Genomic DNA, 15,688 nt, shown 5'->3' with positions numbered 1-15,688 from the left:
ATAATCTTCTACAAAGTTAAATTTCTTTTATCATACTTTGCAAAAGTCCTTCCATATTAGATAATTCATAGATAAAAAAGTAAAAGAGCAGGATTTCTCCTGCTCTACATATCTATAATTTCTTTCCCCATACTGCAACTCCATATTGATCTTTTCCAGTAATTGAAAGAGTTGGTTCATCTAATTGCCAGTCCCAAGCTGGAGTTACCTTATATGTCTCAACAATATTACCATAAGAAATTACAATTGTAGTACCATCAACATATTCCCAGTGTCCATTAATTGAGCAGCATGTAAACTTTCCGTCCTCTGCTAAGGTCATAGGAACTGAATTGAAAACTCCTTGAGGTATAGATGGTACTAGTTTTATTCTCTCATATTCTCCTGCAATAAACTCTTTGCTTATATTTTGAGTTTTTTCACCTGCATAACATTCTGGATTAATCACTGGCCATCCATCAGGTGTCCAGAACATCTTGTATATATGCATAGTGGATATTTGAGGCACCTTAAAGTCATGCTCTCTTATATGGCATACCAGATACCATTGGTTATCAAAGTCTCTTAAAACTGAATTGTGCCCTGGTCCCATATATCCTTGACCATCTTTGAAATGATACCCGCAGGCAACCATATATCCAACTTCATTTCTGTAATCCTCTAGATCATTCATATCTCTTCCATTAACGTCATAGTATGGTCCTGTGACATTCTTACTTCTTCCAACTCTTATATTGTAATCACTTTTTAGTGATCCATAAGAAACGAATAGATAGTAGTATTCTGTGTCTGGATTATATCTTATATAAGGTCCTTCTATAGCACAATCAGCCCACTTTGGTCTACGAGCTATACATTTACCTATTCCTTCTTCTGCAGCTAAACCTGTGTTTTCATCAAGCTTTATTATATGACATCCGCCCCAAAAAGATCCGTAGGCCATATACTGCTCTCCTGTTTTTTCATCTACTATAAGATTTGCATCTATAGCATTAACAGGCATATCTTCACTGGTTTTTAAAACACAGCCTCTAGGAATAAATGGCCCTTCTGCATTGTCAGCCACAGCAAGGAATATGCAGGATTGACGCACTCCCCAAGTAGAGTTAGAACAATATAATCTGTATTCATTACCTACCTTAATTATATCTGGAGCCCATATACCATTATCTCCAACCCAATCAATGGATTCCTTTGGTGGATTCTCAACAACCTTGCCTATATTTTCCCAAGTAATCATATCCTTGGACCTTCTAGCTATTGCTCCAGTACAATAAGTGTAATAATTGCCTGACACAGGGTCATGGTATATAGCAGGATCGTGTGATCCCCATAAACTTAATTTATCTGGCTCTTCTGGTTTTTCACCTGGTACAAAGATTGGTTTAGCCACTGGAACTGGTGGCTTACTTGGAAATTCTATATTACAATTATCAAATTTAGCCATGATTATCCTCCTTAAAACTCAAACTTAGGTAAGTCACATTTTTTTGCAAAGCAAGCTACTCCATTGGTATCTTTTCCAGTCAGAATAATAGTAGGCTTACCTAATTCATTATCATAAGCTTGCTTTATTATATAAGTTTCTTTATAGTTTACATAGGTAAACTCTATTGTTTGAAAGTCTATAAGCTTCCAAGCTCCCCTTATACTTCCCCCTAGCTCTATTCTTCCCTCAGCATATTCAGGCATCTTTACTGCCCAAGAATTTCTAGTACTGCTTGCACCTTGCATTTCTTTAGCTAATATATCTAAGGATACAGAATTGAAAACTCCCTGAGGCAAAGTAGGGGTAAGTTTAATAAACTCATAATGACCAATTAAGTCCTCCAGTGTTAGTGTTTCTTCTTGAATTTCTCTGTAGAGCTCAGGACTTATAACCGGCCATCCATCTGGAGTCCATAATAACTCTCTAACTTCAAAGATTTTTTCCTTTTCTTTGATATTAGCTAATCCTTCTTGTAAGAAAAACCACTTACTATCCTCTCTTTTAAACACCAAAGGCCTGCTTACTGCACTCCTTCCAAAAGAATCGTCAAACCTATAGCCACAGGAAATCATATAACCGATCTCAGATTTATAGTCATACGGATCTGTAAGATCTCTATTGTTTACATCTAAATAAGGACCAGTTATCTTTTTACTTCTTCCTACTCTTATATTGGCATCTATGTTCTTATCACCATAAACTACGAATAAATAATAATAGCTTGTCTTTTCATTGTATACAACATAAGGTTCGCTTATAGCTTCTCCAACCCATTTAGGCCTTTTAGCAACGCAAGTACCAAAACCTTCTATATGTGCTAGCCCATTTCTCGGATTTAAATGCAATGCATATATACCATCTCTTCCATCTCCATAAAACAGATAATGTTCTCCTGTCTCAATCTCTAAAACAGGATGAGGATTTTCTGCAGAAACTCTGTCATTCACATTTGAACTTATAACAGGTAAACGTGATACAAATTCTTCTTCCAAACTTTTAGCTGTAAATAGATTTATACTACTAGAAGTATCCTCATCAGTATAAACGGTTTCATAAATCCTATATTCATTAGTTGCTTTTATAGTATTAGCACCGATGAAGTTTGGTATTAATGTTTTAATATTTTTTAAAGTATATACCATATTATCTTCCATCCTCTCTCCCCTTTTATACGCTCTTAAGCTATGTTATCTATTAAGGTTTCTTATATATATAACATCATTCAAAGCTTTTGAAAGCTTAATGCCCTATTTTTAATATATCATGCGAAAAATTATATATCAATAATCAATTTAAGTATATATAAAATAATTGATACTATACTAAAATACTTAATATAGTATCAATCCTCATACTTTTTATCATAAAGACCTTTTATCAATATCACTATTTAGTAAATATATAAGCTCCATCACCTTCTAGAAGTAGCTTTAACTTATACCTTTCATTACCAAGTTTATTGAACTGATCTTTTGTTACAAATAACATAGCATTTTTTGTACTATCCTTTAAAAATCCTTCAAGACCTTCATTACTTGGCTTTAAATCAGCATAAAGCTCTGCACTTAAAAAAACGTTTTGTTCTCTTTCGCAGTTGTACATATATAACGGCTTACCTTTATACTCTAAGTTATTTCCTATAACCTTCATTAGTTCCTGATTACTATCCATCGTTATGATTGAAATGTTTCGAGATATTATAACTTCGTATTTATATACAGAAAAAGTTACCATAGCAATTATAAATAACTGAGATAATATATTTCTCTCTTGTTCCTTTAGTATAATACTCACAGTTATGCCAATTGCTATAGCCATAGCAGGATATATAGGAAGTATATACCAATTAATTTTAGTTTTTACAATGCTGTATAGAATAAAAGGAACAAGAACCCACGTACACATAAGAGTAATCCCATCTACATATATCTTATTGGAAATGTATTTTTTAAGTGAGGTGAAAAATGATAGTATTCCACTTACAAATACGACTATACAGTAGAAATAGTTTCCTTGAAGGTAATCAACATAATAAGTTAGCCCCCCCGTATGCCCTTCCAAGCAACTTGAACTTCTAGCTATCAAATCATAACCTACCATGGTGTTTATAAAGTTTAATCCATCTCTTTGATATCTTAGTACTATCCATACTAAAACAGGGATTACAGCGCTTATTATGGCGCCAATTATATATTTAATTTTTATCTTGAATAGCTTCTTCCTAAGCAAAAAATATATTATGCCTATAACTATAATATTTCCTGCATGCCAGCTCTTCGTGAGAAATGCAAAGGCAAAGGCTACCCCAAAAACATATAACCACTTTTTATTTCTTTCAAATAGAATTAGTGATAATATAGCTATAGTAAAAAAAAGAACATATATTGAGTCTGGATCCCCTGATCTTGCACAGTGGTCTATAATATAAGGCATGGTTGTAGTCATGACAACAGTTGAAACCAATGATTCAATTCGACCATATAAAGTAAAACTAAACCATGCTACTATAAATATTGTTGCTAAACCTGCAATAGCTGATAGTAGCCTTAAACCCAAAGTAGTGTATCCAGCGAGCTTATACCCTATTACTATAGACCAGAAGCTTATTGGTGGCTTTAGGTTCCAGTAATCATTACTGTATCCATATGTATTAACTATGTAATTATTTGATTTTATCATCTCATATGCACTTACGCCATGTCTCGCTTCATCCCAGCTACGTATAGGACATACTCCCAATCTATAAAATATATTGAAGCAAGCTACTATTAATATTAAGATTATGAGAAGATAATACAACCTTTCTATAAATTTTATTATTCTATCTAAAGGCTTAGTGTTAAATACATTCATATAAATTCTCCTGCTAGTAAAAATTCATAGTAATTTTAAAACTATTTATTATTTTTCCCATGTTAGGTAGTTTGTATAACATACTTAACTTTAATAAAAACTTTTATTTATAGTAAAAAGTTGTTCAAACAAGCTTATTCGGTGGGCTACTTGAAACAACTAGGTTTAGCTAAAAAACTTATCTTGTTCTATAAAGAAAAAAGTCGCTGAAGTTCTCAACTCCAGCGACTTTTTTGACTATATTAACTTATCTATAATCTAAATTAGATTAATAAACTCTTTTTACATTATTTAATTAGATAATTTTAATCAAACCTATCCTCTAAGACTTAAAAGCTTATTCTTAAGCTGTTCTTCGATATGCTGCAACTCTACTTCAGCTTCTCTACGCTTCTGACGTCCTTCAGTTTGAATTCTAAGCACTTCATCAAGAGTAGATATCAAGGACTCATTTGTTGCTTTAAGCGTATCAATATCAACAATACCTCTTTCTGATTCTTTAGCGGTCTCAATAGTTGACATTTTAAGCATCTCTGCATTCTTTCTTAAAAGCTCATTAGTCATATTTGTGACTTCATTCTGAACTCTAGCGGCATTAGTAGAGTGCGCAACCCCTAGAGCTAAAACAATCTGACTTTTCCACAGCGGAATAGTATTGACAAGAGTTGATTGTATCTTTTCAGACATCAAGGAATCATTGTTTTGAACTAATCTTATCTGAGGTGCCATCTGAAGAGAAATCATTCTAGTCAATTCTAAATCATGTATTTTCTTTTCAAAGCGATTGCAAAGTGCCATAAAGTCATTAGTCGCTTGAGCATCTTCTGGAAGTCCTGATGCAGTTGCTCTCTCAGCCAATCTAGGAAGATCCTCATTTTGAAGCTTTTCCAGCTTCTTTTTACCTGCAAAGATATACATTGATAACTCTTTAAAATAAACCTTATTTATTTCATACATTTTGTCAAGCATAGCTATGTCTTTTAAAAGCTGTACTTGATGATTCTCAAGTTCATTACTAATCTTATTAATATTACCTTCAACCTTCTCGTATTTTGCTTTCATACGGGTTATCTTTTCTGAAGTCTTTTTAAATAACCCTAAAAATCCCTTTTTCTCTTCTTCATTCTCAAAGCCTTTTAGTTCCGATACCACATTGGTAAGCATATCCCCAATTTCGCCTAATTCCTTAGTTTTGATATTATTTAAGGCACTTTCAGAAAAATCAGCTATTTTCTTCTGAGCACCAACTCCGTATTTAAGAATGGAATTAGAGTTATTAATGTCTATTTTATCTACAAAGTCATTGACCATCTTTTTTTCTTCTTCAGTTAAAAAACTATCATCAAATACATCTGCTTTCTTTTTCTCTTCTTGAACCTTAACTGAATTATTAACTTCTTCCTCAAAAGGATCAAAGGTCAAGCTTGGTGTAATATCAAGATTTTCGTTTATTCCATCTTTCATTCTAGGTTCCTCCTATTAGCTATATGTAGACGCTCCACTTCATAGTAAAACTTAGATTTTCGCATTGAAGTGGTACATCTTTATAGGGTCCTAACTTCAACTATTAAGTTATACATGCCTAAAAGGTCCTCAGAAACCACGATTTTCGGACATGCTTAACTTAAGTTTTCGTAATGGAACCCTTTATCTACTTTTCAAAATCTTTCTTAGTTAGTCCTTCTTGGCTAAATAGTGTCTCAAGTACAGATATATCCGTAGAAATATCCATTGCTACATCCTCAAACAAATCATCTAGAAGCTTCTCAAAAGCAATGTTTATAGTATCTATTGTATTATTTATCTCTTTTTTAGCGTTTCTAATATTCTCTCCCTCTACTGGTTGCTCATTTAATTCCTTATATGCATTAACAAGCTTTAAAGTAATCGGAAGATAATGCTTAATAAACTTATTTACAGAAGACAACTTTTTAGGATTTTTCTCTATAAAGCTAAGTATTTGACCTACTATACTGTAAAGCCTATCAAGCTTTAAGCCTATTTCAACTTCATGTATAGATTCCTTAGCTTCCTTTATTTGCTTGATGTAGTTGTTTCCAGTTTCAACAACATATCTTAGCTCTTTCTTTTCTGGATCATTTACCTCTTGTTCCACCTTTTCTTTTTGCTTTAATTCCTCTTCTTTGCGCTTCTTAAAGGCTTCCTGAGTAGCTAAATAATTTTCATAAACCTCATCGCTTAACATAAAGAACTTATTTTCATCATCTATATGAGCTTCTGGAAACATACCTATGGCAATCATTTTCTTTAAATCTTTAACTACAAACTTATAATTTTGTCCAACAGATCTAGATATCTTTTCAATTGAGCAGTAAGTGTTGCCATCAAGAGAAGCTACATACTTTTTAAATCTTCCTACTCTCTTTCTTAAGCTTATACCTCTAAACATCATTCCAAGGCTTAACATTAAAATAGCTAGTAGGAACCCCATACTAACTAAGTTTGCCATTAAAAACTTATTATATAAGGACATAAATACTGTATAAGCTATAGCTTGAGTTCCTAATGTAACACTTCCAATAGCACCAAAGACTATATATAAAACTCCTGCTACACTTCCAGAAGGTTTTCTATCAACATAATTTCTTACAGCTCGTCTTTCAAACCTTTTTTCTATCCTTCGCTCTGCTCTTTCTACTCTTCTTTCAGCTCTTTCCATTCTTCTATAAAACTTATTTTTTTCTTCTATTTTATCCCTCATCTTTTCGTTAAGTCTTTGAGTCTTATTTAGAAGGTTTTCTTTTACATCATTTATTGTATTTTCAGCTTTATCTTCTATATCTTTCTTTAGATTCTCAAGATCAATATCTATATAATTGAATGCATTTTTTACAGTGGATCTAATTTCATCTTCCAGGTCTGAAAAATCTCTTCTACTCATCTTCCCATGCCTCCAACTCAAATTTACTTATTTATTATAAGAATATGTAATAATCAAAATATTGTGGCTCTATTATATATCATTCTTACATAAATTACAATTTACAACATCTTTATTATTTTCCATATTTATTATATCACCCAATGATAATATTATAATATAGGTACATGTATAAAATTCTATGTTTATAATCTAAATTCAAAATAATTTATCTATACCTATCCTACATTATCCCCCTGTTCTTAAAATTATCCTATTTTTAAAGTTAGTTAAAACAACTTTAAAGACTAATGAATTATATTCCTATAATGGTTCTATATTTATATCCCCTCCTTTTCAATGTAGATTGTTTTAGTGTACATTTTCATTTATACTAACAATAAGATTAAGAATTTTCTGATTGTTCGACAAATTACTAATAACTAAGGAGATATAGCATGAAATCATTACTATTTTCAAGTATAAATGATGCAATAAGCTATACAAAAAGCCGTTCAGACAATGGCTATGTACTTTTCTGTAATATCAATCTCATAGTAGAACTATCTAAAAGGGTTTCGTCAAATGTTGTTCTTTGCTCCACCTCTGGAGAATATGGTAAAGATGGGTATAAAAACGGATGTATTACAGGATTTGAGTATGATCGTTCAGATGCGGAAGTAACTGAAATAATGTATCCTCCTATTAAATCAGTTGAAAATATAAAAAACTCTTACAATAAGGTAAGAAACAATAAAAATGCTTTTGGCCTGTTATTATGCGATGGGTTGACTGGAATGGAAGAAACAATACTCACTACTTTATATTTTATAGACGATCATTTTAAGATCATAGGAGGAAGTGCTGGCGATGACCTAAAATTCAATGAGACTTTTGTATTTATCGGTTCTAAACGTGTACATAGCGTAATGATATTTTTCAATTTAAAAAGTAAAGTTCATATATTGAAAGAAAATATATACGTTCCAACTGGCAATAGGCTTTTGGTAACTGAATCCGATGCTATGACACGTACTGTAAAATCCTTTAATAGGTCCCCCGCAAGTACTGAATATGCTAAAGCATTGAATATTAGAGAAAGTGATTTGCCAAATTACTTTATGAATAATCCTCTAGGAAAACTTTATAAAGATGAGATTATCATTGCTTCTCCTATGAAAGTAAATGCTGACAAATCTATAACTTTTTACTGTCAGTTAATGGCAAACACATTTGTTGAAATATTGCAACCTATTGAACCAATAACTCAAATCAGAAGCACTCTAAAAAGTATACCTTTTACTCCTAGCTTTATGTTAGCAATAAATTGTATATTAAGAAGTTTAAAGTTCCAACAAGAGTCACTTTGGAAAAACGTTGATAAAGAACTGCTATCCTTTTGTTCTAACACCGCTGGTTTCATAAGCTATGGCGAACAATTTTATAAGGCTCATGCAAATCAAACTATGGTAATATTAGCAATTGAATAACTAAGGAGATTAGGAGAATGTTAAAACTTTTTTTTAAAGATATACCTAAGAATAAAGATTTAGAAAAAGTAGAATTTCCTACGGAATTAATTAGAGAAGAGAAATGTTTTTTACATATAAAAGAAGTTATAGAACTTACAACCCAGATTCAAGACAATGTAAACAAGTTAGTAAAAGAAGAAGGTACTATGACTTATGGTTTGGATAGCCTTTTGAAAGGGACAGAATATACAACAAATCAAACTGAACAGGTTAATGAGTATCTTCAGATATTATCAGAAAATAGTGCAAAAACTCAAACCCTTGTTGAAGATGTTTTTAACAGTTTAGCTAATTCTCAAAAAGAAATAGAAAATGCTAAGAATGACTTTAAAAATCTAATATCTCAAGTTAGTAGTGTAGCTGGAGTATTTGATGAGTTTTTAAAATTTATTTCTGATATACAAAGCCACTATAACAGCATTCAAAATTTTGCTAGTATCATAACTGGTATAGCACAGCAAACTAATCTGTTATCTCTAAATGCTTCAATAGAGGCTGCTAGAGTTGGCGATGCTGGAAAAGGATTCTCAGTAGTGGCAAGCGAAATAAAAAAGCTTTCTGTTGACACTCAAAAAAATGCAAAGGATATTATGTCATCCTTAAATAATCTTACAACATCAATGAATTTGCTAATAGATAAATCCAATGAAGGTTCTGTAGTTATAAATAATACTACTACCCTAATAAATGGTTCATCAACATTACTTAATAAGATAATTGATGCAGAGTCAAACGTGTATAAACATGTACAAGGTGTACAAGAATCTCAAGGCACAAATTTGGCTGGAATTAGAGAAATATCTAATAATCTCAGTAATATAGTTGACAAATCAAAAGCAGAAAATCAAGAATTAGAAACAATTATCTATAGTATACAGAGAAAAGCAGATTTCTATATGCATATACTTAACAACTTAAATCAAATTAAACTTCTTGATAAAGACTAGTTTAAATACTACTTCACTCTTGATACTACTTTAAGAGTGAAGTAGTATTTTTTCACTTACCCTTGTAGTTAATCCCCAAATCACCAACTATTATCCAAGGCAAATAATTTTATCTTTATTTTTCCTTTGCATTAGATTAAAATTATAATGATTATCAAAAATATGTTATATTTTAAGTAAGGATGTACATCTTCAATCCGAAAATATAAATTTATTATGAAGGTGTACCTCTATAAGAGTAACCTCTTATTATTTACTCTTAACTTAATTTAAATATGCAATAGGAGATGTGAGACTATGTCAAATGAAATTAATTCTTCTAATTTTATAAGAAACATAATAGTAGAAGATCTTGATAGTGGCAAACATGATGAGATAATAACTCGTTTTCCACCAGAACCTAATGGGTATCTACATATAGGACATGCTAAATCAATCCTTTTAAACTTTGGTCTAGCAAATGAGTTCAAAGGAAAAACTCACTTAAGATTTGATGATACAAACCCAGTTAAAGAAGATACTGAGTATGTTGAATCTATTAAAGAAGATGTTAAATGGCTTGGCGGCAACTGGGATTCTCTTTTCTTTGCCTCTGATTACTTTGAAGAAATGTATAATAGAGCCATACTTCTTATAAAAAAAGGAAAGGCTTATGTTTGTGACCTTTCACCTGAACAAGCTAAAGAGTATAGAGGAACTTTAACAGAACCAGGTAAGGAAAGTCCTTACAGAAATAGATCCATTGAAGAGAACTTAGCTTTATTCGAAAGAATGAAAAATGGTGAGTTTGCTGATGGTGAAAAGGTTCTTAGAGCTAAGATAGATATGACTTCTCCAAACATAAATATGAGAGATCCTATTATATACAGAATTTCTCACTCTACTCATCACAACACTGGAGACAAGTGGTGTATATATCCTATGTATGACTTTGCTCACCCATTGGAAGATGCAATAGAGCATGTTACTCATTCTATATGTACCTTAGAATTTGAAGATCATAGGCCTCTTTACGATTGGGTTGTAAGAGAATGTGAGATGGAAATAGCTCCAAGGCAAATAGAATTTGCAAGATTAAATATGACCAACACTGTTATGAGTAAAAGAAAACTTAAGCAGTTAGTTGATGAGAAGATAGTTGATGGATGGGATGATCCTAGAATGCCAACTATCTCAGGTCTAAGAAGAAAAGGATGTACTCCTGAAGCCTTAAGAAATTTCTGTACTGCTATAGGAGTATCTAAAGCTAACTCATTAGTTGACTCTCAAATGTTAGATTACTTCATAAGAGAAGACCTTCAACAGAAAGCACCACTAGCTATGGCCGTGCTAAGACCTCTTAAACTTGTAATAACTAACTATCCAGAGGATCAAACAGAAATGCTTGAAATAGAAAATAATGCTAAGGATGAATCCCAAGGCAAGAGACTAGTTCCATTCTCTAGAGAATTATATATAGAAAGAGAAGACTTTATGGAGATCCCTCCTAAGAAGTACTTTAGATTATTCCCTGGAAATGAAGTTAGATTAAAGGGTGCATATTTCGTTAAGTGTAACGATATAATCAAAGATGAGAATGGTGAAGTAATAGAAATCCACTGTACTTACGATCCAGAAACAAAGAGCGGTTCTGGTTTTACTGGAAGAAAAGTTAAAGGAACTATCCATTGGGTAGACGCTAAAACTTGTGTTCCAGCAGAGTTCAGATTATATGAACCTTTAATATTAGATGACGAAGAAGAAAATGAAGGTAAGCACTTCTTAGAGCAAATAAATCCAAATTCTATGGAAGTACTTCAAGGCTTTGTTGAACCAACTGCCTTCAAGGATGCTAAACCTCAGGATAAATTCCAGATGGTTAGAAACGGTTTCTTCAATGTAGATTCTAAATATACTACAGCTGATAAGCTAGTATTTAACAGAATAGTTTCATTAAAATCATCTTTTAAATTGAATCAATAATCTGTTTAAAAAGCTACCTAAGGGATAATTTATTTAGATAATAAAAAACTTTATGATTTCTTTTGCAACAAAGCAAAATCCACTGAAGTAATACTCTTCAGTGGATTTTATTTATTATAGAGCTAAAAACTTGTCAAATCTGCTTCTAGTCTTTTCTTCACCCATAATTTGCATTATAGTATAAAGATCTGGAGTGTTATTTCTATGAGCTATTGCACTTCTAACTGCGCCAGCAACGTCAGAAATCATTCCCTTGAATTGATCAGGGTTTGCCTTAAATTCCTTTCTGTTAGCACAGTATCCAAGCTTAGTTCCTATTTCCTTCAAGTCTTCAAACCAAGCCTCTTGACTTCCAGCATTGAAGTTAAATTCATTTTTATAAGTTGCAATTATCTCTTTTGCCGCTTCTAAAGTAACACCCTTAGGAAGTTCTACTTGCTCTACTGCTTCTTTATCAAATAATTCATCAAAGAAGTAGAAGATCTTATCCTTAACTTCATCCCACTTAGCAAAATCTTTTCTTGGTTTTGGACCTTCCTTGTCTATATTAAATATCTCTTTAGCCATAGCCTCATTTGCTGTAACTAATTTGTACATGTCTTCATCAAATTCCTTAGCCCAAGCTATATAGTTATCATAAACATCAGTAGCCTTCATAGCAGCTATACGATCCTTAGATACATCATTTAGCTTAACAAGGTCAAACAATGCACCACTCTTACTCATCTTATCTAGCTGAACATCAAACTCATGGTAGTCAACAGCAGGGTTTTCAGCTCTCCACTCTTCAAAAGTTGAATTAACAATATTAAGTAAGTACTCTATTACAGTTACTGTTGGGAATCCAACTTCTTTGTAGTAAGAAACAGCAGCTTCCGCATCTTTTCTCTTTGAAAGCTTTCTCTTAGAACCACCGTCTTGCTTCATTATAGTAGGAATATGAGCATATCTAGGAAGCTCAAAACCTAAAACTTCGAATAATTGAACATGTATAGGAAGTGATGATAGCCACTCTTCTCCTCTTATTACATCTGTAGTTCTCATTAGATAATCATCTATTGCATGAGCAAAGTGGTAAGTTGGAAGGCCATCTCCCTTTATAAGTACCACATCTTGATTATTTTCTGGGAAAGATATATCTCCTTTTATCAAGTCATGGAACTCAACTCTGTTGTCTGGATTTCCTGGAGACTTTAATCTTAGGATATATTTTTCTCCTCTTTCTATTCTCTCTAGAGCCTCTTCTTCAGTTATATTTCTAAACTTTGCATACTCTCCATAATAACCTGGAGTTATTTTTTGAGCTATTTGTCTCTCTCTTAATTCTGCTAATTCTTCTGGAGTACAAAAATCTGGATAAGCTAATCCTTTTATTAATAAGTCTTTCGCAAAAGTATTATATATTTCAGCTCTTTGACTTTGTCTATAAGGACCGTACTCACCTTTAGAAGTATCTTCACTAGTCATTCCTTCATTGAAGTCTAGGCCAAAATGATGCATGGTATCTATTGTATCCTCTATAGCACCTTCCACTTCTCTCTTTTGATCAGTATCCTCTATTCTTAAATAGAAAATCCCTTCACTTTGACTTGCTATTCTTTCATCAATTAAGGCAGCAAAAACTCCACCTATATGTTGGAACCCAGTAGGACTTGGTGCATATCTAGTAACCTTAGCACCTTCTTTAAGATTCCTCTTTGGGTATTTTTCAATATAATATTCTGTTGAGTGCTTAACCTCTGGGAATATTATCTCTGCTAATTTTTCAAAACTCATTAACTTCATCTCCTTTTTAATCTATGTTTATAGAAAAGTCGCTAAAGCGGCCTTCTTCAGTGGCTTTTTTGTACAATGTCATTATCAAATGTACATTTGAATCTGTCAGACTACATAATTTTATTTTACTGTTTATCCTGCTTTTATTATTGATAGCTTTAGAAACAAAAATATTACGCTTTATTTAACAGTAAAAAAAGTCCCTCATCCTATAATATTAGGACGAAAGACTTACTTCCGCGTTACCACCTAAATTGATTAATTTCTTAATCCACTTAATTATCTTTAAGGGAATAACCCCATAAATATACTACTCTCAAAGAAGTTCTATTTATTGCTCCAAAGCTTCCTTCAATAGTTTTAAATTCCAGGCTTTCACCTTCCCCAGATCTCTTTGATTTAAAATTCTATTTACTCTTCTTTATCAACGCACTTTATTATTTTATGGTTATTTATTTACAAAATACAAATCAATTATACATTTTGAGTAATCAAATGTAAAGGTAATTTATAACTGAATTTATGTGATAACATATAGATATATTTTAATAATATCATCTATTACTTTTTCTTTTAAAGAAAATTCTTTTATATATTAGATATACAATTGCTGATGATGGTACATTTAATAACCCTATAATTCCCCAAAGCCATGGATTAGGAACATTGTTTTTAATGGCATCTCTAAATATCAAGGTTCCTTGAATAACTACAAGTATAATAAGAAAGATAGTTTGTGCAATTGTAAGCATTATGCTCCCCTCCTTACTTTTCTTTTAATAAGGATATAATTTAATGCTAGCAGTATAATCAAGAGACCTATCTGACTTATGAAAACCGCCTCTATTTTAAGTTTAGTATAAATAAAGCCTATAAAAGAAGCTATTATAAAGGCTACTAGTAAGAACTTGAAGGTTTCTCTTCTGAGCTTCTTTTTATCTCTGAGCTTTAATCCTTCTCCAACAGCTTTACTTACCTCTACTCTGGTTAAAGATTGTTGATCCAATTTTTCTATGATTGTCATCCTATCCAAAGCTTGCTTTAGCTCAACTGCTTCATCATCTTTTGCATCCAGGGTTTTATCATAATACTTATCTATGTTGTCATTATTATTAAAAGGCTTCATAGCTATCTGCCTCCCTTAAATTTTGATATAATCTCTTTTATTCCATAGTGCAATCTGGATCTTACAGTGCCTACAGGACAATTCACTATATAACTTATTTCTTCATAACTATATCCATAGTAATGCTTCAATATAAAAACATTTCTTTTGTCCTCAGGCATATTCTTTAAAATTTTAAAGACTTCCTCAATTTCACTCTTTTCAATCACTTTATCTTCCAAAGAGTAATCTTCTGGAATTATATCAAGCAATATATCAGTTTCTTTCACTTTTCTTAGATAATCCTTATATTTATTAGAGGCTATCTTTATAAGCCAAGTAGAAAATTTAGCTTTAGGGACAAAGGTATCTATATTAATAACTGCAGCTAATAAAGCCTCTTGAATAATATCTTCTGATAATTCCCTGTTGCAAGTAAGCTTTATCATATACCCCTTCAAAATAGGTAAACTATCATTAATTAAAATTTCAAAGGCGGCTTTATCCCCACTTCTGGCTCTCTCTATTAAATCTTCTTCTTTCAAACTATATAAATTCATAGGTATACCCCTTTTTACACCGGCTTCATTAATTAAACGTACAAAAATAAAAAAAGTTCATTTTAATTATTTACCTATCTGATGCTTATAATGAATGTGAAAAAAAATAAGTTATGATTATAAGTTTTCTTTTTTATATGCATATTAAAAAATTTCAAATCATTATATTAGCCTAAATTATTTTATAATTTATATACAGCAAAAAACCCCTTAAATAGTATAACTATTTAAGGGGTTAATATTTACTAATTAAAGAATTGTAACATTTTCAGCTTGAGGTCCTTTTGGTCCCTTAGCTACGTCAAATGAAACTTCTTGGTTTTCTTCTAATGTTTTATATCCATCTGTCTTTATTTGAGAAAAATGTACGAATACGTCTTTTCCATCTTCTCCTGTAATAAATCCAAATCCTTTTTCTCCATTAAACCATTTAACTTTACCGTTCATATAATATTACCTCCGAAATTTTATTATGCTTAAATTTTTTTATAATAACTCACTAATAAAATCTCGATATCATCATACTATATTTATTAAGTACTAATTGAAATATATTTGTGTTATATTACTTACTATTAATTTA

13 protein-coding genes and 1 other annotated feature are annotated in these 15,688 nt (G+C 31.6%); of the genes, 3 read left to right on the top strand and 10 right to left on the bottom strand.

The features are described 5' to 3' along the window. Positions 1-112: 112 nt before the first annotated feature. The 5 genes from GXK57_RS11695 to GXK57_RS11675 all read right to left on the bottom strand — a co-directional run bounded on the left by GXK57_RS11695 (position 113) and on the right by GXK57_RS11675 (position 7,244). Positions 113-1,447 carry an arabinan endo-1,5-alpha-L-arabinosidase gene (locus GXK57_RS11695; RefSeq protein WP_160676132.1) on the bottom strand — a complete coding sequence of 445 codons (1,335 nt, stop codon included), beginning with the start codon at positions 1,445-1,447 and terminating at the stop codon, positions 113-115. 11 nt (positions 1,448-1,458) lie between these two features. After that, on the bottom strand, positions 1,459-2,643 hold the full coding sequence (locus GXK57_RS11690; protein ID WP_160676129.1) for a glycoside hydrolase family 43 C-terminal domain-containing protein: 1,185 nt from the start codon (positions 2,641-2,643) through the stop codon (positions 1,459-1,461). A gap of 232 nt (positions 2,644-2,875) precedes the next feature. Next, positions 2,876-4,342, bottom strand: a complete 1,467-nt coding sequence (locus tag GXK57_RS11685; RefSeq protein WP_160676126.1) for a glycosyltransferase family 39 protein — start codon at positions 4,340-4,342, stop codon at positions 2,876-2,878. Between the two features lie 315 nt (positions 4,343-4,657). Beyond that, complete coding sequence (locus GXK57_RS11680) at positions 4,658-5,806, bottom strand: toxic anion resistance protein (RefSeq protein WP_160676123.1); 1,149 nt, start codon at positions 5,804-5,806, stop codon at positions 4,658-4,660. Positions 5,807-5,993: 187 nt separating this feature from the next. Further along, positions 5,994-7,244 carry a 5-bromo-4-chloroindolyl phosphate hydrolysis family protein gene (locus tag GXK57_RS11675; protein ID WP_160676120.1) on the bottom strand — a complete coding sequence of 417 codons (1,251 nt, stop codon included), beginning with the start codon at positions 7,242-7,244 and terminating at the stop codon, positions 5,994-5,996. Between the two features lie 437 nt (positions 7,245-7,681). Here GXK57_RS11675 and GXK57_RS11670 point away from each other — a divergent pair, with 437 nt between their 5' ends. The 3 genes from GXK57_RS11670 (at position 7,682) to GXK57_RS11660 (ending at position 11,664) form a co-directional block, all read left to right on the top strand. After that, the gene (locus GXK57_RS11670) at positions 7,682-8,713 is read left to right on the top strand and encodes an FIST N-terminal domain-containing protein (protein ID WP_160676117.1); all 1,032 of its coding nucleotides are present in this window, start codon (positions 7,682-7,684) and stop codon (positions 8,711-8,713) included. A gap of 17 nt (positions 8,714-8,730) precedes the next feature. Further along, a complete protein-coding gene (locus GXK57_RS11665; protein ID WP_160676114.1) occupies positions 8,731-9,702 on the top strand; it encodes a methyl-accepting chemotaxis protein in 972 nt (323 codons plus the stop codon). Positions 9,703-9,999: 297 nt separating this feature from the next. Further along, the gene (locus GXK57_RS11660) at positions 10,000-11,664 is read left to right on the top strand and encodes a glutamine--tRNA ligase/YqeY domain fusion protein (protein WP_160676111.1); all 1,665 of its coding nucleotides are present in this window, start codon (positions 10,000-10,002) and stop codon (positions 11,662-11,664) included. 114 nt (positions 11,665-11,778) lie between these two features. Here GXK57_RS11660 and gltX read toward each other — a convergent pair whose 3' ends face one another. The 5 genes from gltX to GXK57_RS11635 form a co-directional block, all read right to left on the bottom strand. Beyond that, a complete protein-coding gene (gene gltX / locus GXK57_RS11655; protein WP_160676108.1) occupies positions 11,779-13,440 on the bottom strand; it encodes a glutamate--tRNA ligase in 1,662 nt (553 codons plus the stop codon). A 215-nt stretch (positions 13,441-13,655) separates the two neighbouring features. Next, positions 13,656-13,877, bottom strand: a binding site (T-box leader). 117 nt (positions 13,878-13,994) lie between these two features. Continuing rightward, the gene (locus tag GXK57_RS11650) at positions 13,995-14,192 is read right to left on the bottom strand and encodes a hypothetical protein (RefSeq protein WP_160676105.1); all 198 of its coding nucleotides are present in this window, start codon (positions 14,190-14,192) and stop codon (positions 13,995-13,997) included. Next, entirely contained in the window at positions 14,192-14,566 is a 375-nt protein-coding gene (locus GXK57_RS11645) for a hypothetical protein (RefSeq protein ID WP_160676102.1), read from the bottom strand. Before GXK57_RS11645 ends, GXK57_RS11650 begins: the two co-directional genes overlap by 1 nt. Before the next feature lie 2 nt (positions 14,567-14,568). Beyond that, on the bottom strand, positions 14,569-15,105 hold the full coding sequence (gene sigY / locus GXK57_RS11640; RefSeq protein WP_243156408.1) for an RNA polymerase sigma factor SigY: 537 nt from the start codon (positions 15,103-15,105) through the stop codon (positions 14,569-14,571). Positions 15,106-15,354: 249 nt separating this feature from the next. Continuing rightward, on the bottom strand, positions 15,355-15,552 hold the full coding sequence (locus GXK57_RS11635; RefSeq protein ID WP_128215213.1) for a cold-shock protein: 198 nt from the start codon (positions 15,550-15,552) through the stop codon (positions 15,355-15,357). Positions 15,553-15,688 lie beyond the last annotated feature (136 nt).

This window comes from Clostridium sp. C8-1-8, from assembly GCF_009928445.1.
GTDB lineage: Bacteria > Bacillota > Clostridia > Clostridiales > Clostridiaceae > Clostridium_AR.
The sequence above is the reverse complement of the archived record's forward strand: the minus strand, read 5'-3'. Positions and strand labels throughout refer to the sequence as shown.